This window comes from Streptomyces sp. 840.1, from assembly GCF_003751445.1.
Lineage (GTDB): Bacteria > Actinomycetota > Actinomycetes > Streptomycetales > Streptomycetaceae > Streptomyces.
The window spans coordinates 5,373,160-5,391,708 of the sequence record NZ_RJUU01000001.1 but is presented as its reverse complement, the minus strand read 5'-3'; the positions used below and the strand labels follow the sequence as shown (position 1 = coordinate 5,391,708).

Genomic DNA, 18,549 nt, shown 5'->3' with positions numbered 1-18,549 from the left:
CACCCAAACGATACGCTCCAGAGGCGACAAGGGGGCGATCCGTTATGGACCCGAAGACCTCAGCGCACATCGACAGTTTTGCCAGAGAACACCTGCCACCCGCCGACCAGTGGCCCGAGCTGGTCTTCGACCTGCCCGAGCTGCACTATCCGGACCGGCTGAACTGCGCCGCCGAACTCCTGGACCGCACGGCGGAGCGCTTCGGACCCGGCCGCGCTGCCTTCCGTACGGCGGACGGCGCGGTGCTGAGCTACGGGGAGCTGCTCGACCGGGTCGACCGGATCGCCCATGTCCTCACCTCGGACCTGGGAGTCGTCCCCGGCAACCGGGTGCTGCTGCGCGGCCCGACCACTCCCCATCTCGCCGCCTGCTGGCTGGCGGTCCTGAAGGCCGGCGCGATCGCAGTCACCGTACTGGCCCAGCAGCGGGCCGCCGAACTCGCCACGATCTGCTCCATCGCCCGGATCAGCCACGCCCTGTGCGACGTCCGCTCGGTCGAGGACCTGGCGAAGGCGCGGGTGCCGGGGCTGCGGATCACCTCCTACGGCGGAGACGCCCCGGACGACCTGCTGGCCATGGCCGCCGCCAGACCGGGCCCCTACAAGGCCGTGGACACGGCGGCGGACGATGTGGCGCTGATCGCGTTCACCTCCGGCACCACCGGCCGCCCCAAGGGCTGCATGCACCTGCACCGCGATGTCCTCGCCATCGCCGACACCTTCTCGCGGCACGTGCTGCGGCCGGTGCCCGACGACGTGTTCGCCGGCAGCCCGCCGCTCGGCTTCACCTTCGGGCTCGGCGGGCTGGTGGTCTTCCCGCTGCGGGCCGGCGCCTCGGCGCTGCTGCTGGAACAGGCCGGGCCCAAGCAGCTGCTGCCCGCCCTCGCCGCGCACCGCGTCTCGGTGCTGTTCACCGCGCCCACCGCGTACCGGGTGATGCTCGACGGGATCGACGGCCACGACCTCTCCGCGCTGCGCCGCTGCGTGTCGGCGGGCGAGAACCTGCCCGCCGACACCTGGCGGGCCTGGCACGAGCGGACCGGTCTGCGCATCATCAACGGCATCGGCGCCACCGAGCTGCTGCACATCTTCGTCTCCGCCGCCGACGACGCGATCCGCCCCGGCACCACGGGCGTCCCGGTTCCCGGCTGGCAGGCCCGGGTGGTGGACCGCGACGGCGTGGAGGTCCCGGACGGCGAGCCGGGGCTGCTGGCCGTGCGCGGGCCGGTCGGCTGCCGCTACCTCGCCGACGAACGGCAGCGGGACTACGTACGGCACGGCTGGAACCTGACCGGCGACACCTATGTGCGCGACGCCGACGGCTACTTCCGGTACGTGGCCCGCGCCGACGACATGATCATCTCCTCCGGGTACAACATCGCGGGCCCCGAGGTCGAGGATGCCCTGCTGCGCCACCCGGAGGTGGCGGAGGCCGCGGTGGTGGGCCGCGAGGACGAGCTGCGCGGCCGGATCGTGGCGGCGTACGTGGTGCTGCGGGAGGGCTCCACGCTCTCGGCCGACGGGCTGCGCGCCTTCATGAAGACGGAGCTGGCCCCGCACAAATGCCCCCGCCTCATCACGTTCCTGCCCGCACTCCCCCGTACCGCGACGGGCAAACTGCAACGGTTCCGGCTGCGTACGGAGGATCCGGGTACCGGCCCCGCCGCCCCGGGCCGAGAATGATCACATGGCCGAACCGCACGCTCCCCGCTCGCTGATCGTCACCCTCTACGGCGCCTACGGCCGGACCCCCGGCGATGCACCGCTGCCGGTCGCCGGACTGATCCGGCTGCTCGGCGCCGTCGGCGTGGAGGCCCCGGCCGTACGGTCCTCGGTCTCCCGGCTGAAGCGGCGCGGGCTGCTCGTCGCGGCCCGGACGGCGGACGGGGCCGCCGGGTACGCGCTGTCCGCCGACGCCCGCCAGCTGCTCGACGACGGCGACCGGCGCATCTACCGGCACCCGGCCCCCCGGCTCGACGACGGCTGGGTGCTCGCGGTGTTCTCCGTGCCGGAGGCCGAGCGCAACAAGCGGCACCTGCTGCGCTCGCGGCTGGCCCGGCTCGGCTTCGGCACGGCCGCCCCCGGCGTCTGGATCGCCCCGGCGGGGCTCTACGACGAGACCCGGCACACCCTGGAGCGCCTCGGACTCGCCCCGTACGTCGACCTGTTCCGAGGCGACCACCTGGGCTTCACCGCCACCGGCGACTCGGTGGCGCGCTGGTGGGACCTGGCGGCCGTCGCCCGGCTCCACCACGCCTTCCTGGAGCGCCACGAGCCCGTGCTGCGGGCCTGGGAGGAGCGGGGCGACGCCTCGGCCGATCCAGAACTCGCCTACCGGGACTACCTGACCGCGCTGGACTCCTGGCGCCAGGTGCCGTACGCGGACCCGGGACTTCCGCGCGAGCTGCTGCCCGGGGAGTGGCCCGGCGACAGGTCGGCGGAGGTCTTCGGTCAGCTGCACGAGCGGCTGCGGGACGCGGGGGCGGCGTTCGTCCGCGGATAAACCGGGTGCCCCGACGGCGGTCCGCACGGCAGTATGCGGGTGCATGACATGGACCTTCACCGACGATGTCGACGTCTTCCTCGACGCGGCCGGCCCCTCGCTGGCCGCTCGGCCGGCCGAGAACACTGTCGTGCTCACCGTCACGGCGGCCCTGCGCCGCCACGGCCCGCACGCCTATGGCGAGGGCGATCCGGTGATGGGCTGGTGGCGCGGTGCCGACGGCGAGGTGGCGGGCACCGTGCTCCAGACGCCGCCGTACCCGGCGACGTTGAACGCGCTCGCCCCTGAGGCCGTGGCCTCCTTGATGGCGGCCCGCCGGTTCACTCACGTCAACGCGGACCGGGCCACGGCCCTGGCGGTGGCGGACCACTGGCCCGGACACCGCGTCGACGAGGAACAGCGGCTGTACCGGCTGGGCGAGCTCACTGCGCCGTCACCCGCTCCCGGCGGCCGGGCGAGGCCCGCGACTCCCTCGGACCGGGCCCTGCTGCTGCGTTGGTACGCCGCGTTCGCCGGCGACATCGGTGGGCCGGCCGGGCACGGCGAACGTCATGGGCGGGCGGTCGACGAGCGGACGGCGGAAGGCCGGCTGACGCTCTGGGAGAACGAGGGTGTCCCCGTGTCGATGGCGGGCATCTCGCTGCAACTCGCGGGCACGGCGCGCGTCGCTCCCGTCTACACCCCGCCCGAGCACCGCGGCCGGGGCTATGCGGCGGCGGTGACCGCGGAGGTCAGCCGCGCGGCCCGGGAGGCGGGCGCGGACGAGGTGCTGCTCTTCACGGACCTGGCGAACCCGACCAGCAACGGTGTCTACACCCGGATCGGCTACCGGGCGGTCTGCGACAGGCTGCTCATCAGCGCGGTGGCCGACGGTGACTGAGGCCCCCGAGCCGGTCTGGCTGGTCGCGGCGAACGTGGTGCTGTGGCGTCGGTACGGGGAGCTGGGGCAGGAGCTGCGCCCCGGTACGAAGGCGTTCCGGGGTGGGGCGAAGGTCTACGTCATCGGCACCTACCCCGGGGTGGCCAACGAGCAGCTGACCGCGGTGGGCCACGGCCGGCACACCGGTCACTGGATCACCATCGACACCGCGACCCGCCATCTGCACACCTTCCGGAGCCAGTTGGTGTACTCCCCGGCGGTGCTGAGGCGGTGCGGCACCCGGTCCCGGACGCGGGCGGAGGCCGAAACGCTGGCCGAGCTGCTGGACCGGGTCGCACGCCACGAGCGGCGCGAATACCACGCCGCCCCGCACCCCGGTCCCTGCCGCTGCCACGCGTGCCTGCCGCTCAGCCCAGGGTGAGCCGCGGCTTCGGTGCGTCGGTGCGGCCGGCCGGCGGGGTGCGGCTGCCCGCGCGGTACGGGAGCGGCCAGGGCGCGCCGGGCCCCGCGTAGCCCTGCTCGGCCGCCGCGTGCAGCGTCCAGTGCGGGTCGTACAGGTGGGGGCGGGCGAGGGCGCAGAGGTCGGCCCGGCCCGCCAGCAGCAGGGAGTTGACGTCGTCCCAGGAGGAGATCGCGCCCACCGCGACGACGGGCACGCACAGCGTGTTGCGGATCCGGTCGGCGTACGGGGTCTGATAGGAGCGCCCGTACTCGGGCTGTTCGCCGGGGACGACCTGGCCGGTGGAGACGTCGATGGCGTCGGCCCCGTGCGCGACGAACGCGCGGGCGGTCTCCACGGCGTCCTCGGCCGTCGTGCCGCCCTCGGCCCAGTCCGTGGCGGAGATCCGGACGGTCATCGGACGGTCGTCGGGCCACAGCTCCCGGACCGTGTCGAAGACCTCCAGCGGGAAACGGAGCCGGTTCTCCAGCGGTCCGCCGTAGGCGTCGGTGCGCCGGTTGGTGAGCGGGGAGAGGAAGCCGGAGAGCAGGTAGCCGTGGGCGCAGTGGAGTTCGAGGAGGTCGAATCCGCAGGCGTCGGCGCGGCGGGCAGCGTCCGCGAACTGCCCGCGCACTGCGTCGAGCCCGGCCCGGTCCAGGGCGTGCGGGACCTGGTTGACCCCTGGGGCGTACGGGATCGGGGAGGCCGCGACGAGGGGCCAGTTGTCCGTGTCGAGCGGCTGGTCGATGCCGTCCCACATGAGTCTGGTGGAGCCCTTGCGGCCGGAGTGACCGAGCTGGAGGCCGATGGCGGTGCCGGGCGATCCGGTGTGCACGAAGTCGGTGATCCGGGTCCAGGCGGCGGCCTGTTCATCGTTGTAGAGGCCGGTGCAGCCGGGGGTGATGCGGCCCTGGGGGCTCACGCAGACCATCTCCGTCATGACGAGCCCCGCGCCGCCGAGCGCCCTCGCCCCCAGGTGGACGAGGTGGAAGTCGCCGGGGACCCCGTCGGTTGCCGAGTACATGTCCATGGGCGACACGACGACGCGGTTGCGCAGTTCGAGTCCGCGCAGCCGCAGCGGGGTGAACATCGGTGGAGTGCCGGGCGGGCAGCCGAACTCCTCCTCGACGGCGGCGGTGAATCCGCTGTCGCGCAGCCGCAGGTTGTCGTGGGTGACGCGGCGGCTGCGGGTGAGGAGGTTGAACGCGAACTGGCGGGGCGGCTGGTCGACGTACGTGCCCAGCTCCTCGAACCAGCGCAGGCTGGCGGCTGCGGCGCGCTGGGTCGATTCGACGACGGGGCGGCGTTCGCTCTCGTACGCGGCGAGGGCCGCGGGCAGGGTGGGCTGCTCCTCGATGCAGGCGGCGAGCGCGAGGGCGTCCTCGACGGCGAGTTTGGTGCCGGAGCCGATCGAGAAGTGCGCGGTGTGGGCCGCGTCGCCGATGAGGACCATGTTGCCGTGCGACCAGTGGGCGTTGACGACGGTGCTGAAGGTGAGCCAGGAGGAGTTGTTGGAGCGCAGCGGCCGGCCGCCGAGCGCGCCGGCGAAGATCGCGGCGCAGTGCCGGGTCGACTCGGCCACGTCGCAGGTGTCGAATCCGGCGGCCCGCCAGACCTCTTCGCGCATCTCCACGATGACGGTGGAGGCGTCCGGCGAGAAGGGGTAGCCGTGCAGTTGCATCACGCCGTACGCGGTCTCGGCCGTCTCGAAGCGGAAGGCGTCCAGGGCGAAGTCGGCGGCGAGCCAGATGTAGCGGCATCGGTGGTCGCTGACGCGGGGGCCGAAGCGGTCGGCGTGTGCCTCGCGGGTGGCGCTGTGGACTCCGTCGGCGGCGATCACCAGGTCGTGGGAGGCGGCGAGCTCGGCGGCGGGCGGCGCCTGCGTGCGGAAGCGGAGGCGCACCCCGAGGGAGGCGCAGCGTTCGTGCAGGATCTCCAGGAGGCGGCGGCGGCCGAGCGCGGCGAAGCCGTGACCGCCGGAGGTCTGGGTGTGGCCCCGGTGGACGATGTCGATGTCGTCCCACCGGACGAACTCCTTCTGCAGCGCGCGGTGGACGGTGGGGTCGGCGTGCTCGATGCCGCCCAGCGTCTCGTCGGAGAGGACGACGCCGAAGCCGAAGGTGTCCTCGGGGGCGTTGCGCTCCCAGAGGGTGATCTCGCGCTCCGGGTCCAGGCGCTTGAGCAGCGCCGCGGCGTAGAGCCCGCCGGGGCCGCCGCCGATGACGGCGATGCGGTGCGGGCCCGCGTGGTCTGCGTTGGCGGCGGCTGTCACCGGCCCTGCCACTTCGGCGGCCGCTTCTCGGTGAAGGCGGCGTGGAACTCGGCGTAGTCCTCGCCGTGCATCAGGAGTGCCTGGGTGGCGGCGTCCATCTCGACGGCGGCGGCCAGCGGCATGTCGAGTTCGGCGGTGAGCAGTGCCTTCGTCTGGGCGAGGGCGAGCGCGGGGCCGTCCGCGAGGCGGCGTGCCAGCTCTGCGGCCCGTTCGTCGGCGCGGCCCTCCTCGGTCAGTTCGCTGATCAGTCCGATGCGTTCCGCCTCGGGGGCGCGCACGGGTTCGCCGAGCATCAGCAGCCTGGTGGCGTGGCCCAGGCCGACCACCCGGGGCAGCAGGTAGGCGGCGCCCATGTCGCCTCCGGAGAGCCCGACCCGGGTGAACAGGAAGGCGAACCGGGCCGACGGGTCGGCGATCCGGAAGTCGGCGGCCAGCGCGAGGACGGCGCCCGCGCCCGCGGCGACGCCGTGCACGGCCGCGATCACGGGGAACGGGCATTCGCGCAGGGCCCGCACCACCTGGCCGGTCATCCGGTTGAACTCCAGGATCCGGGCGGTGTCCATCGCGAGGGTGGCGCCGATGATCTCGTCCACATCGCCGCCGGAGCAGAAGCCGCGCCCCTCACCGGCCAGCACCAGGGCCCGTACGGAACGCTCCCTGGACAGCTCGGCCAGCAGGTCGCGCAGATCCGCGTAGGCGCCGAACGTCAGCGCGTTGAGCTTCTCGGGGCGGGCGAGGGTGACGGTGGCGACCCCGTCGCGCGTCGTGACCCGGAGATGGCGCCAGTTCTCCGTGGGTGCCGCGGAGCTGGGAAACGGGCTCATGGAGGGTGGTCCCCTTCAGCCGTCGGGCTGCTGCTTGCACCGAATTTATCACTCGTGCGTGACTCCCGTCACGAGTACGCGATAGATGGTGTGCGGAGCGTGAGACCGTCGGTACACGGAGCACGGGGACCGTAGTGACGAAAGTCCCCCTTCGTACCGGTCGACAGCCCCTTGTCCGAGCCGCGATGCTTCGTACGGTTGAACCAAGAAGCAATGCGTTCCAGGAACGTCTCGACTCCGAATGGAACCCCCCGCCGTGCCGCCCGATGTCCCCGCCCCCGCCTCCTGGCGGATCGCGCTGCCGCACACGGCTGCGGCCGTGCCGATCGCGCGCGCCCTGATCCGCACGGCGCTGGCGGACCTGGAGGCCCCGGCGGACACCGACACCGCCGAACTGCTCACCGCGGAGCTGGTCGCCAACGCGGTGGAGCACACCCTTGGGGTGGAGCCCGTCGAGCTGGTGGTGGAGCTGCTGCCGACCGGCTGCCAGGTGGAGGTGCACGACCGCGACCCCGCACCCCCGGGCGATCTCTCCCGCCCCGGGCCGGGCAGCGAGCCGGACCCCTGGCAGGAGCACGGCCGGGGCCTGCTGCTGATCCGCACCCTGAGCTCGTCCTGCGGTCACCGCGCCACGGAACAGGGCAAGGCGGTGTGGTTCACCCTGCCGTCGCAGGCCGGACCGGTGGACTAGGGCGTGCTTTGAAAGTCCCGTCTGCCCGGCGGCGTCTGGCACGCATGCTCTAGGGCCTTCCGTCCGGATCAGGCCCGATCAGGGAGCGCGGTCCGGCCGGCCAGCCGGGAACGGCTCCGGCCGTAGCAGGCGTACAGCACCGCGCCGGCCGCGAGGAACACCGCGAACTGGACCCAGGTCGTCCAGCCGGTCCCGTACATGAGGTAGACGCAGAAGCCGACGCCGAGCAGCGGGCCGACGGGGTGGAGCGGGATCCGGAAGGCGCCGCGCACCTCGGGGTTGCGGCGGCGCAGCACGATCACCGCGAGGTTGACCGCGACCATGGTGGCCAGCGTGCCGATGGTCGTCAGGTTCACCACCACGTCGAGTGACGAGAAGGCGGCCGGGACGGCGAAGACGGTGGCCACGATCCAGGTGTTGGCGACCGGCGTCGAGGTGCGCGGCGAGACCCGTTCGAAGACCCGGGGGACCAGACCGTCGCGCGACATCGACATGAGGATGCGGGTCTGCCCGTACATCACCGCGAGGACGACCGAGGCGATGGCGACGATCGCCCCGAAGGCGATGATCCCGCCGCCGAGCGTCGAGCCGGTGACCTGGTCGACGATCAGCGAGAGCGCGGCCGGCTTGTCGGATACGGCGTCCGGGCCGAGGGCCCCGATGGCGGCGAGGGCGACCGCGCAGTAGAGCAGCGTGACCAGGCCGATGCAGATCATGATGGCGACCGGGATGTTGCGCCGGGGGTTCTTGACCTCCTCGCCCGCGGTGGTGATGGCGTCGAACCCGATGTACGAGAAGAACGCCAGCGACGCCCCTGCGGTGACGCCGCCCGCGCCGTGGGCCGCGAACGGGGTGAGGTTGCCGTGCTCGAAGGCGGTGAAGGCGATGGCGCAGAACATCACCAGGACGGTGATCTTGAGGACCGCCATCGCGGCCGTGGCCCCGGCGCTCTCCCGGATGCCCCGCACCAGCAGGGTGGCGGCCATCATGACCACGACGACCGCGGGCAGGTTGATCACTCCGCCGTCGCCGGGTCCCGAGGAGAGCGCGGCGGGCAGCTGCCACCCGAAGAGGCTGTCGAGCAGCTCGTTCACGTACTGGCTCCAGCCCACCGCCACGGCGGAGACGGACACGCCGTACTCCAGGAGCAGGCACCAGCCGACGAGGAACGCGACGCGTTCGCCGAGGGTGGCGTAGGCGAAGGAGTACGAGCTGCCGGACACCGGGATCGCGCTGCCCAGCTCGGCGAAGGACAGCGCGGTGAAGATGCAGGTGATCGCGGCGAGCACGAAGGACAGCACGACGGCCGGGCCGGCCTCGGCCACGCTGTCGGACAGGCCGACGAAGATGCCGGTGCCGACGACGGCGCCGACTCCGAAGCAGACGAGCTGGAAGAGGCCCATGGTGCGCTTGAGGCCGTGCCCTTCCAGGTCGGCTCCCGACTCCGCGATGAGCTGGTGGGGGTCCTTGACGCGGTACGGCGGGCCGGGCAGGCGCAGGGGGCTCACGGGGCTGGTCTCATCTCTGGTGGCGCGTGTGGGGGGGCGGTACGTCCGGGGGCGTGGGGGCCGGTGGGGCGCACGAAAATGGGGTTCGAGCGTGCGAGCTCGAACCCCACCAATGGGGACCATGATAGGTACCCATGCGCATGTTCACCCAATTGAGCGCATGAACATGCGGTATGTCCTTGTCAGTGCGCGGCCAGCGTCGCGACCAGCACCGCCTTGATCGTGTGCATCCGGTTCTCCGCCTCGTCGAAGACGACCGAGTGGGCGGACTCGAAGACCTCGTCGCTGACCTCCAGCTCGGTCAGACCGTGCCGGGCGTGGATCTCGCGCCCCACCTTGGTGCCGAGGTCGTGGTAGGCCGGGAGGCAGTGCAGGAACTTCACGTCGGCGTTGCCACTGGCCCGCAGGACGTCCATGGTGACGGCGTACGGCGCGAGGGCGGCGATGCGCTCGTCCCAGACCTCCTTGGGCTCCCCCATCGAGACCCAGACGTCGGTGGCGACGAAGTCGGCGCCGCGCACGCCCTCGGCGATGTCCTCGGTGAGCGTGACGGTCGCCCCGCTGCCCTCGGCGAGCCTGCGGGCCTCCGCGACGATCCCGTCGGCGGGCCAGTAGGCCTTCGGCGCGACGATCCGCACGTCCATGCCCAGCAGGGCGCCGGTCACCAGGTAGGAGTTGCCCATGTTGAACCGGGCGTCACCGAGGTAGGCGAAGGCGATCCGCTCCAGCGGCTTCGTGCTGTGCTCGGTCATGGTGAGGTAGTCGGCGAGCATCTGGGTGGGGTGCCAGTCGTCGGAGAGCCCGTTGAAGACCGGCACCCCGCCGTACGCGGCCAGCTCCTCGATGGCCGCCTGGCTGTCGCCCCGGTACTCGATCCCGTCGAACATCCGGCCCAGGACGCGCGCGGTGTCCTTCACCGACTCCTTGTGCCCCATCTGGGAGCCGGATGGATCGAGGTACGTGGTGGACGCGCCCTGGTCGGCGGCCGCCACCTCGAACGCGCACCGGGTCCGGGTCGAGGTCTTCTCGAAGATCAGCGCGATGTTCCGGCCGCGCAGCCGCTGCACCTCGGCCCCCGCCTTCTTCGCGGCCTTCAGCTCCGCGGCCAGGTCGATCAGGCCGCGGAACTCCTCGGCCGTGAAGTCCAGCTCCTTGATGAAGTGGCGGCCTGCGAGGTCTATGGCCATGGTGACTGCTCCTGGGTCGGGCGGGGGGACGCATACGGTAACCCTGGAAGTCTATACGATGCAATGCATCGCTATACAGGGCGTCCGGGCCCCCTTCCGCCCGCACCGGGCGCCCGGCTACACCGGATCGCGGACCACCGGGCAGCTCATGCAGCGGGGCCCGCCCCGGCCCCGGCCCAGTTCGCTGCCGCGGATCTCGATGACCTCGATCCCCTCCTTGCGCAGATGGGTGTTGGTGGTGGCGTTGCGCTCATAGGCGACGACGACGCCCGGTTCGACGGCCAGCACGTTGCAGCCGTCGTCCCACTGTTCGCGCTCGGCGGCGTGCACGTCCTGGGTGGCGGTGAGGACCCGGATCGAGTCCAGCCCCAGCGCCGCCGCGATGGCACGGTGCATGTGCTCGGGCGGATGGTCGGTGACCTTGAGGTCACGCGGGCCGTCCCCCGGCTCGATGGTGTACGAGCGGAGCATGCCCAGGCCCGCGTACTTGGAGAAGGTGTCCCCGTCGACCATCGTCATCACCGTGTCCAGGTGCATGAAGGCCCGGCTCTTGGGCATGTCCAGCGCCACGATCGTCCGGGCGGACCCGGCGTCGAAGAGTCCGCGGGCCAGCATCTCCACGGCCTGCGGGGTGGTGCGCTCGCTCATCCCGATGAGGACGGCGCCCCGCCCGATGACCAGGACGTCGCCGCCCTCGATGGTGGAGGGGTAGTCGTCCTGCCCCTGCGACCAGTGGTGGAAGGCCCCCGCGTCGGGGCCGGTGAAGAGCGGGTGGTGCCCGTAGATCGCCTCGAAGTGGACGGTCTCGCGCTGCCGGGCCGGCCAGCGCATGGCGTTGATGGAGACCCCGTCGTAGATCCACGCCGAGGTGTCGCGGGTGAAGAGGTGGTTCGGCAGCGGTCCGAGCAGGAAGTCGTCCAGATCCATCACGTGGAAGCGGACCGAGGTCGGTTCGCGGTACCGCTCCAGGAACTCCCGTTTGGTCATCCCGCCGACCAGCGCCTCGCAGAGTTCGGTGGCGGACAGCTCCTCGAAGGCGGCCCGCAGGTGTTCGGTGGCCAGCGGGCCGTACTCCTTCTCCTCGAAGACCCGGTCCAGCACCAGCCGCCGGGCCGCCGGGATCTCCAACGACTCGCGGAGCAGATCACCGAAGAGGTGCACCTCAACGCCCCGGTCACGCAGCACGTCCGCGAACCCGTCGTGCTCCTGGCGGGCCCGGCGCACCCAGAGCACGTCGTCGAACAGCAGTGCGTCCTTGTTGCTCGGGGTGAGCCGTTTCAGTTCCAGATCGGGGCGGTGCAGAATGACGCGGCGCAGCCGCCCGGCCTCGGAGTCGACATGGAATCCCATGCCCTCATCCTCACCGCGCGGAGCGCCGTTCACCCGGCGAATCGCCTGCCGGTTCTTGCGTGACCCGTACTACAGCCGGGGGTCCACCGGCTCCGACTCCAGCGCCAGCACCGCGAACACCGCCTCGTGCACCCGCCACAGCGGCTCACCGCCGGCCAGCCGGTCCAGGGCTTCGAGGCCCAGGGCGTACTCGCGCAGGGCGAGCGAGCGCTTGTGGCCGAGGAACCGGCCGCGCAGCCGCTCCAGGTTCTCCGGGCGGGTGTACTCGGGTCCGTAGATGATCCGCAGGTACTCCCGGCCGCGCACCTTGATGCCCGGCTGGACCAGGCGCCCCTTGGCGTCCCTGGCGAACGCGCCGAGCGGCTTGACCACCATGCCCTCGCCGCCGCGCCCGGTCATCTCCAGCCACCAGTCGATGCCGGAGCGGACCGAGGCCTCGTCGGCGGTGTCGACGACGAGCCGCCGGGTGACCTGGAGCAGCCCGCTGGGGTCGTGCTCCACCAGCCGGTCCAGCCAGGCCAGCTGCTCGTCGTGGGGGACGGTGGTGAGCGAGCGGCCCTGCACCGCGAGGATCTGGAACGGTGCAAGCCGCACCCCCTCCAGCCCCTCGGTGCTCCAGCAGTAACGGCGGTAGGCCTCGGTGAACGCCGCGGCGTCCCGTGCCCGGCCGTGCTGCCGGCCGGCGAGCGTGCCGACGTCGATGCCGCGCTCCGCCGCCGCCGCGAGGGCGGCCTCGGCCGCGGGGAAGACGGCGCCCGAGGCGGCGCCGACCGCCGCGTACTGCGAGCGGAGCAGTCCGGCCGCCTTGAGGGACCAGGGCATCAGTTCGGCGTCGAGCAGCACCCAGTCGGTGTCCCACTCCTCCCACAGCCCGGCGGCGGTGACGGCGGCGCGCAGCCGGCCCAGGACCACCTCGGTCAGGCCCGCGTCGTCGAGGAACGGGCGTCCGGTGCGGGTGTGCAGGGCGCCCGTCGGGCCGCCCTCGCCCGCGACGCCGGTCCCGAAGCGCTCGCGTGCCACGTCCGCGTCACGGCAGACGAGGGCCACGGCCCGGGAGCCCATGTGCTTCTCCTCGCACACGACCTTCGCCACGCCGTCCGCCCGGTACTGCGCGAACGCCTCGGCCGGGTGTTCCAGATACCCCTCCTCCTTCGAGGTCGCCGTCGGCGCCATGGTCGGCGGCAGGTAGGCCAGCAGCCGGGGGTCGACGGCGAACCGGCTCATGACCTCGAGCGCGGCCGCCGCGTTCTCCTCGCGGACCGAGACGCGGCCCAGGTGCCGGGTCTCCACGATCCGCCGGCCCCGCACGTCGTCGAGGTCCAGCGGCCGGCCCTCCCGGCCGCCCGGCGCCTCGGTGGCCAGCGGCTTCACCGGCTCGTACCAGACCTGCTCGGCCGGTACGTCGACGAGCTCGCGCTCCGGCCAGCGCAGCGCGGTCATCTTCCCGCCGAAGACAGCGCCGGTGTCCAGGCAGATGGTGTTGTTGATCCAGGAGGTGGTGGGCACGGGCGTGTGGCCGTAGACGACCGCGGCCCGGCCCCGGTAGTCCTCGGCCCACGGGTAGCGCACCGGCAGGCCGAACTCGTCGGTCTCGCCGGTGGTCTCGCCGTACAGCGCGTGCGAGCGGACCCGTCCGGAGGTGCGGCCGTGGTACTTCTCGGGCAGCCCGGCGTGGCAGACGACGAGGTTGCCTCCGTCCAGTACGTAGTGGCTGACGAGCCCGTCGATGAACTCCCGGACCCGCTCGCGGAACTGCGGGTCCCCGGCGTCCTCCCGCTCCAACTGCTCGATGGTCTCCGCGAGCCCGTGGGTCTGCTGGACCTTGCGGCCCTTGAGGTAGCGGCCGAGCTTGTTCTCGTGGTTGCCGGGCACGCAGAGCGCGTTGCCGTCGGACACCATCGACATCACGCGGCGCAGCACGCCGGGGCTGTCGGGGCCCCGGTCGACGAGGTCGCCGACGAAGACCGCGGTACGCCCCCCGGGGTGCGCCCCGTCCGCGTAGCCGAGCTTGCCGAGCAGGGTCTCCAGCTCGGAGCTGCAGCCGTGGATGTCGCCGATGATGTCGAAGGGGCCGGTGAGATGACGGAGGTCGTTGTAGCGGCGCTCCCGCACCACTTCGGCGTGCCCGGCCTCCTCCTCGGTGCGCAGGATGTGGACCTTGCGGAAGCCCTCGCGCTCAAGGCCGCGCAGCGAGCGGCGCAGCTCGCGGAGGTGGCGCTGGACGACGTGGCGGCCCATGCCGGCCCGGTCGGGGCGGGCGGCGTTGCGCGCCTGGCAGACCTCCTCGGGCAGGTCCAGCACGATCGCGATGGGCAGCACGTCGTGTTCCCGGGCCAGCTTCACCAGCTGGCGGCGGCTCTCGGGCTGGACGTTGGTGGCGTCGACGACGGTCAGCCGCCCGGCGGCCAGCCGCTTGCCCGCGATGTAGTGCAGGACGTCGAAGGCGTCCCGGCTCGCGCTCTGGTCGTTCTCGTCGTCGGCGACGAGGCCCCGGCAGAAGTCCGAGGAGATGATCTCGGTCGGTCTGAAGTGCCGTTGGGCGAAGGTGGACTTGCCCGAGCCGCTCGCCCCGATGAGGACCACGAGGGAGAGGTCGGTCACCGGCAGGACGCGTGCGGCCCCGTCGCCGGTGCCGCACGCGGTGCCAGAACTGGAACCGGTGCCGGCGTTGTCGCCGGAACTGCTTCTGCTGCTGTCGTCCGTCCCGCTCATGCTGCCTTCGCCTCCTTCTCGGTCTCGTCGGCCGCGGTCATGGTGAACACGGCCATCTGGGTGGGCGGACCCACCTCCGGGTCCTCGGGTCCGACGGGCACGAACTCCACCCCGTACCCGTGCCGACGGGCCACCTCGCCCGCCCAGTCCCGGAACTCGGCCCGGGTCCATTCGAAGCGGTGGTCACCGTGCCGGACATGCCCGGCCGGGAGCGTCTCCCAGCGGACGTTGTACTCGACGTTCGGCGTGGTCACCAGGACGGTGCGGGGCCGGGCCGAACCGAACACCGCGTACTCCAGCGCGGGCAGCCTCGGCAGGTCGAGGTGCTCGATGACTTCGCTGAGCACCGCCGCGTCGTACCCCTTGAGCCGCTTGTCGGTGTACGTGAGCGAGCCCTGCTGGAGCGTCACGCGGGCGGCCTGCCGCTCCCCCATCCGGTCCAGCTTCAGCCGGCGCGAGGCGACGGTGAGGGCGCGCATCGAGACGTCGACCCCGACGATCTCCGTGAACCGCACGTCCTTCAGCAGCGCCTGCACCAACTGGCCCTGCCCGCAGCCCAGGTCGAGCACCCGGCTCGCTCCGGCGCCGGTCAGCGCGGCCAGGATCGCCGCTCGCCGCTGCTCCGCGAGCGGCACCGGCCGCTCCTCGGTGTCGGCCGTCTCGTCGACCGCGTTGTCGATGCTCTCGACGTCCAGGTCGTCCGACTCCGCGAGCCGGACCAGCTCCAGCCGCTCCATCGCCTGCCTGGTCAGCCCCCAGCGGCGGGCCAGGTAGCGGCTGGTGATCAGCTTCTGCTCGGGGTGACCGGCCAGCCAGCCCTCACCGGCGCGCAGCAGCTTGTCCACCTCGTCCGGCGACACCCAGTAGTGCTTCGCGTCGTCGAGCACCGGCAGCAGGACGTACAGCTGACGCAACGCGTCGGCCAGCCGCAACTCGCCCTCCAGCACGAGCCGTACGTACCGGGAGTCCCCCCACTCGGGGAACTGCTCGTCCAGCGGTACGGCTACCGCGTCCACCCGCGACCAGCCGAGCGGACCGAAGAGCTTGCGCACCAGCTCGGCACCACCACGGGCCGGCAGGGCGGGCACTTCGATCCGCAGCGGCAGCGTCTCCTCGGCCCGCTCGGGCATCGCCCGGCAGGCGCCGCTCAGCGCGGACTTGAAGACGGTGCTCATCGCGACGGACAGCAGCGAGGAGGCCGCGTACGGGCGGTCGTTGACGTACTGGGCGAGTGCCGCGTCGGGGGCGCCGCCCCGGCCCTTGCCCCGCCGCACCAGCGCCACGGGATCCACCTCCAGCAGCAGCGCCGCAGTGCAACGCTCCGCCGACGCCTCGGGGTAGAAGACGTGCGCGGTGCCGTGGGAGGTGGAATACGTCTGCGCCTTCTCGGGATGCTTGTGCAGCAGGAATCCGAGATCGGTGGCGGGACGCTCCGGGGTGCCGGTGGTACTGATCGTCAGGAACACACATCCGAGTATGGACTCGTTCCTTCCCCTCTCACCAGGCATTTTCAGTCCGCCTCCGGATCCTCCGTCCCTCCTTCCACGTGGTTGCCCGCCGGTGTCCCCAGCAGCGCCGCCAGCTCCGCGATGGTCGCCGGGCCGACCCGGCAGCAGCCTCCGACCAGCCGGGCCCCCGACTCCCGCCAGGCCAGGACCCGGACGGGATCGAACGTGGCGCCGCCGGCCCATGCCCGTCTCCCCGCGTCCCAGCGTTCCCCGCTGTTCGGGTAGACGACGACCGGCTTCCCGGTCACCTCGGCGGCCGTCCGCACCGCCGTGTCCGCGTCGGCCGGGTCGCAGCAGTTCACCCCGACCGCCACCACCCGTTCGAACCCCGCGGCGAGGCCGAACGCCTCCTCCAGCGGCTGTCCCGCCCTGGTCTCGCCCCGCGCCACGGTGTAGGAGAGCCAGACCGGCAGCCCGGACTCCTCCGCGACCCGCAGCAGCGCCTCCGCCTCGACGGTGTCCGGCACCGTCTCCAGCGCCAGGGCGTCGGGCTCCGCGGCGGCCAGCGCCTCGATCCGGGGGCGGTGGAAGCGCTCCAGCTCCCGGACCGAGAGCCCGTACCGGCCCCGGTACTCGGCGCCGTCCGCCGTCACCGCCCCGTACGGGCCGACGGAGGCGGCGACCCACACGTCCCGTTCCACCGAACCGGCCGACCGGCGGGCCAGCTCCACACTGCGGGCGAACAGCGCGGCCGCCTCCGCCCGCCCTGCCCCGCGCCGCCCGAACCCTTCGAAGCTCGCCTGATAACTGGCGGTGATGAGCACCTGCGCACCCGCCCGCACATAGGCCGAGTGAGCCCGCTCGATCTGCTCCGGCCCGTCGGCGAGCAGCCGGGCGGACCACAGCGCGTCGGACAGATCGCAGCCCTGCGCCTCCAGTTGGCTGGAGAGGCCGCCGTCCAGCAGGACCGGACCCGTCGCGAGGGCGGCCGCGAGGGGCCGGGACGGCGCTGCGGCGAACGGCCGGCCGGAGGGCCGGCTGACACTGCCCGGGGTGCGGGCGCTCCGGCCGGGGTCACGGGCGGGACGCACGGATACTCCTCTCCCGGTCTCAGCTGAGCTGGGACTGAACCTGCGACGAAATCAGTTCCAGGTGCGCCAGGTCGTCGAGATCCAGCACCTGGAGGTAGATCCGGGAAGCCCCGATGGCCCCGAATCGGCCGATCTTGTCGACCACTTCGGCGGGCGAGCCCGCCAGCCCGTTCGCCTTGAGCTCCGCCACGTCCCGCCCGATGACGGCGGCGCGGCGGGCCACCTCGGCGTCGTCCTTGCCGACACAGACCACCAGCGCGTTGGAGTACACCAGGTCGTCCGGCCCCCGGCCCGCCGCCTCGGCCGCTTCCCTGACCCGGCCGAACTGCTTCTCGCTGTCCTCCAGGGAGGCGAACGGGATGTTGAACTCATCCGCGTACTTGGCGGCCAGCCTCGGTGTGCGCTTGGCCCCGTGCCCGCCGATCAGGACCGGCACCTTGGCCTGCGCCGGCTTGGGCAGGGCAGGTGAGTCGGTGAGCTGGTAGTGGGTGCCGTCGTAGCTGAACGTCTTGCCGACCTCGGTCGACCACAGCCCGGTGATGATCGCCAGCTGCTCCTCCAGCCGGCCGAACTTCTCCTGCGGGAACGGGATGCCGTACGCCTTGTGCTCGTCCTCGAACCAGCCCGCGCCCAGGCCCAGTTCGACGCGGCCGCCGGACATCTGGTCGACCTGTGCCACCTGGATGGCGAGCACGCCGGGAAGCCGGAACGTGCCTGCCGTCATCAGCGTGCCGAGGCGGATCCGCTTGGTCTCGCGCGCCAGCCCGGCCAGCGTGATCCAGGCGTCCGTCGGGCCGGGGAGCCCGTCGCCCCCTCCCATGCGCAGATAGTGGTCGGAGCGGTAGAAGGCGTCGAAGCCGAGGTCCTCGGTCGCCTTGGCGACGGTGAGCAGGGTGTCGTAGCTCGCCCCTTGCTGGGGCTCGGTGAAGATTCGAAGATCCATGCATCCATCCTGCACCCCCGGACACCGCCCGTCCCTCTCCCGCCCTTTTCGCCGCTGCGGTGTCCGTGGCATCCCGGGCGTGGTCCGCCGGACGGGCCCGAGCCCTCAGGGCCGGCCGGCGGCCGGTCCCGCCGGTCCGTGGAGCACGCCGTGGGGGCCGTCCCGCTCCCTGCTGCGCTCCAGATCCTGCCTGCGCTCCCGGTCCCGTTCGTCGAGGAGCCGGAGCATTCCGTGGACCCGGTCCGTCGACTCGTCGGCGGCGTCGATCGCCTCCATGCACTGCCAGTACAGGCTCTGCTCATCGGTCTCGCACGCCACCCCGACCAGCGCTATCCCCACTTCCCCCAGCAGCGTGCCCAGTCCCGTCAGCGCGGCGCGGGGGTCGGCCACTTCGGAGAGCTGCGCCGCCCTCGCCACCCCCGCCCGCGCCGCCGGATGGTCAAGTGTCCCGTTGCTTCTTCCGCCGATCTCGCTGAGGCCTCCCGCCTCGCCCCGTAACTCCTTGGGGCCGCTCGCCGCCAGCCGGCTCCCGACCGCCTGCGCCAGGGCCTGGGCCTGCCAGGCCTCGGCGATGATGTCCGGCGTGCCCCTGCTCCGGGCCAGAGCCTGCCTGATGACCGCTACCAACCGCTCCGCTTCCATGTGTTGCCCCCGTTCGGTACGGAAACCCGCTCACCTCTTCCATTACCCACAGTGAGGGTG

At 72.4% G+C, this 18,549-nt stretch carries 15 protein-coding genes; 5 read left to right on the top strand and 10 right to left on the bottom strand.

What is annotated here, in order from left to right; all coding sequences use genetic code 11:
• Window positions 1-44: 44 nt before the first annotated feature.
• Genes EDD93_RS24705 through EDD93_RS24690 form a run of 4 tightly spaced genes read left to right on the top strand, consistent with a single transcriptional unit; the run spans window position 45 to window position 3,803 of the window.
• Window positions 45-1,682, top strand: a complete 1,638-nt coding sequence (locus tag EDD93_RS24705; RefSeq protein ID WP_123527229.1) for an AMP-binding protein — start codon at window positions 45-47, stop codon at window positions 1,680-1,682.
• 4 nt (window positions 1,683-1,686) lie between these two features.
• Entirely contained in the window at window positions 1,687-2,502 is an 816-nt protein-coding gene (locus tag EDD93_RS24700) for a PaaX family transcriptional regulator C-terminal domain-containing protein (RefSeq protein WP_123527228.1), read from the top strand.
• A 43-nt stretch (window positions 2,503-2,545) separates the two neighbouring features.
• Window positions 2,546-3,382 carry a GNAT family N-acetyltransferase gene (locus EDD93_RS24695; RefSeq protein ID WP_123527227.1) on the top strand — a complete coding sequence of 279 codons (837 nt, stop codon included), beginning with the start codon at window positions 2,546-2,548 and terminating at the stop codon, window positions 3,380-3,382.
• Entirely contained in the window at window positions 3,375-3,803 is a 429-nt protein-coding gene (locus EDD93_RS24690; protein ID WP_123527226.1) for a hypothetical protein, read from the top strand. The genes EDD93_RS24695 and EDD93_RS24690 overlap by 8 nt, the downstream gene beginning before the upstream one ends.
• Here the strand turns inward: EDD93_RS24690 and EDD93_RS24685 are convergent.
• Window positions 3,790-6,093, bottom strand: coding sequence for a bifunctional salicylyl-CoA 5-hydroxylase/oxidoreductase (locus EDD93_RS24685; protein WP_123527964.1), 2,304 nt, complete (start codon window positions 6,091-6,093; stop codon window positions 3,790-3,792). The two genes, EDD93_RS24690 and EDD93_RS24685, sit on opposite strands and share 14 nt — an antisense overlap.
• The gene (locus EDD93_RS24680) at window positions 6,090-6,917 is read right to left on the bottom strand and encodes an enoyl-CoA hydratase family protein (protein WP_123527225.1); all 828 of its coding nucleotides are present in this window, start codon (window positions 6,915-6,917) and stop codon (window positions 6,090-6,092) included. Before EDD93_RS24680 ends, EDD93_RS24685 begins: the two co-directional genes overlap by 4 nt.
• A 256-nt stretch (window positions 6,918-7,173) precedes the next feature.
• Here EDD93_RS24680 and EDD93_RS24675 point away from each other — a divergent pair, with 256 nt between their 5' ends.
• Complete coding sequence (locus EDD93_RS24675; protein ID WP_123527963.1) at window positions 7,174-7,608, top strand: ATP-binding protein; 435 nt, start codon at window positions 7,174-7,176, stop codon at window positions 7,606-7,608.
• 68 nt (window positions 7,609-7,676) lie between these two features.
• Here EDD93_RS24675 and EDD93_RS24670 read toward each other — a convergent pair whose 3' ends face one another.
• From EDD93_RS24670 to EDD93_RS24635, 8 genes are all read right to left on the bottom strand, one after another.
• A complete protein-coding gene (locus EDD93_RS24670) occupies window positions 7,677-9,116 on the bottom strand; it encodes an amino acid permease (protein WP_123527224.1) in 1,440 nt (479 codons plus the stop codon).
• A 182-nt stretch (window positions 9,117-9,298) separates the two neighbouring features.
• Window positions 9,299-10,303 (bottom strand): ornithine carbamoyltransferase, encoded by a 1,005-nt coding sequence (argF, locus tag EDD93_RS24665; protein ID WP_123527223.1) that lies wholly within the window; start codon window positions 10,301-10,303, stop codon window positions 9,299-9,301.
• A 117-nt stretch (window positions 10,304-10,420) separates the two neighbouring features.
• Window positions 10,421-11,653, bottom strand: a complete 1,233-nt coding sequence (locus tag EDD93_RS24660) for an arginine deiminase (RefSeq protein ID WP_123527222.1) — start codon at window positions 11,651-11,653, stop codon at window positions 10,421-10,423.
• Window positions 11,654-11,722: 69 nt separating this feature from the next.
• Complete coding sequence (locus tag EDD93_RS24655) at window positions 11,723-14,365, bottom strand: polynucleotide kinase-phosphatase (protein WP_260255850.1); 2,643 nt, start codon at window positions 14,363-14,365, stop codon at window positions 11,723-11,725.
• Window positions 14,362-15,831 carry a 3' terminal RNA ribose 2'-O-methyltransferase Hen1 gene (locus EDD93_RS24650; RefSeq protein WP_123527221.1) on the bottom strand — a complete coding sequence of 490 codons (1,470 nt, stop codon included), beginning with the start codon at window positions 15,829-15,831 and terminating at the stop codon, window positions 14,362-14,364. Before EDD93_RS24650 ends, EDD93_RS24655 begins: the two co-directional genes overlap by 4 nt.
• A 44-nt stretch (window positions 15,832-15,875) precedes the next feature.
• The gene (gene mmuM, locus EDD93_RS24645; RefSeq protein WP_260255950.1) at window positions 15,876-16,778 is read right to left on the bottom strand and encodes a homocysteine S-methyltransferase; all 903 of its coding nucleotides are present in this window, start codon (window positions 16,776-16,778) and stop codon (window positions 15,876-15,878) included.
• A gap of 145 nt (window positions 16,779-16,923) precedes the next feature.
• A complete protein-coding gene (locus tag EDD93_RS24640) occupies window positions 16,924-17,847 on the bottom strand; it encodes an LLM class F420-dependent oxidoreductase (RefSeq protein WP_123527219.1) in 924 nt (307 codons plus the stop codon).
• A gap of 105 nt (window positions 17,848-17,952) precedes the next feature.
• Window positions 17,953-18,489: a DUF6099 family protein gene (locus EDD93_RS24635; RefSeq protein ID WP_123527218.1), complete on the bottom strand. Its 537-nt coding sequence runs from the start codon at window positions 18,487-18,489 to the stop codon at window positions 17,953-17,955.
• Window positions 18,490-18,549 lie beyond the last annotated feature (60 nt).

What these genes read in the sequence shown, in the direction of transcription:
- EDD93_RS24655 (WP_260255850.1), bottom strand. Translation starts at nt 14,365, where the DNA reads ATGAGCGGGACGGACGACAGCAGCAGAAGCAGTTCCGGCGACAACGCC.
- EDD93_RS24705 (WP_123527229.1), top strand. Translation starts at nt 45, where the DNA reads ATGGACCCGAAGACCTCAGCGCACATCGACAGTTTTGCCAGAGAACAC.
- EDD93_RS24640 (WP_123527219.1), bottom strand. Translation starts at nt 17,847, where the DNA reads ATGGATCTTCGAATCTTCACCGAGCCCCAGCAAGGGGCGAGCTACGAC.
- EDD93_RS24700 (WP_123527228.1), top strand. Translation starts at nt 1,687, where the DNA reads ATGGCCGAACCGCACGCTCCCCGCTCGCTGATCGTCACCCTCTACGGC.
- EDD93_RS24660 (WP_123527222.1), bottom strand. Translation starts at nt 11,653, where the DNA reads ATGGGATTCCATGTCGACTCCGAGGCCGGGCGGCTGCGCCGCGTCATT.
- EDD93_RS24680 (WP_123527225.1), bottom strand. Translation starts at nt 6,917, where the DNA reads ATGAGCCCGTTTCCCAGCTCCGCGGCACCCACGGAGAACTGGCGCCAT.
- EDD93_RS24695 (WP_123527227.1), top strand. Translation starts at nt 2,546, where the DNA reads ATGACATGGACCTTCACCGACGATGTCGACGTCTTCCTCGACGCGGCC.
- argF (WP_123527223.1), bottom strand. Translation starts at nt 10,303, where the DNA reads ATGGCCATAGACCTCGCAGGCCGCCACTTCATCAAGGAGCTGGACTTC.
- EDD93_RS24635 (WP_123527218.1), bottom strand. Translation starts at nt 18,489, where the DNA reads ATGGAAGCGGAGCGGTTGGTAGCGGTCATCAGGCAGGCTCTGGCCCGG.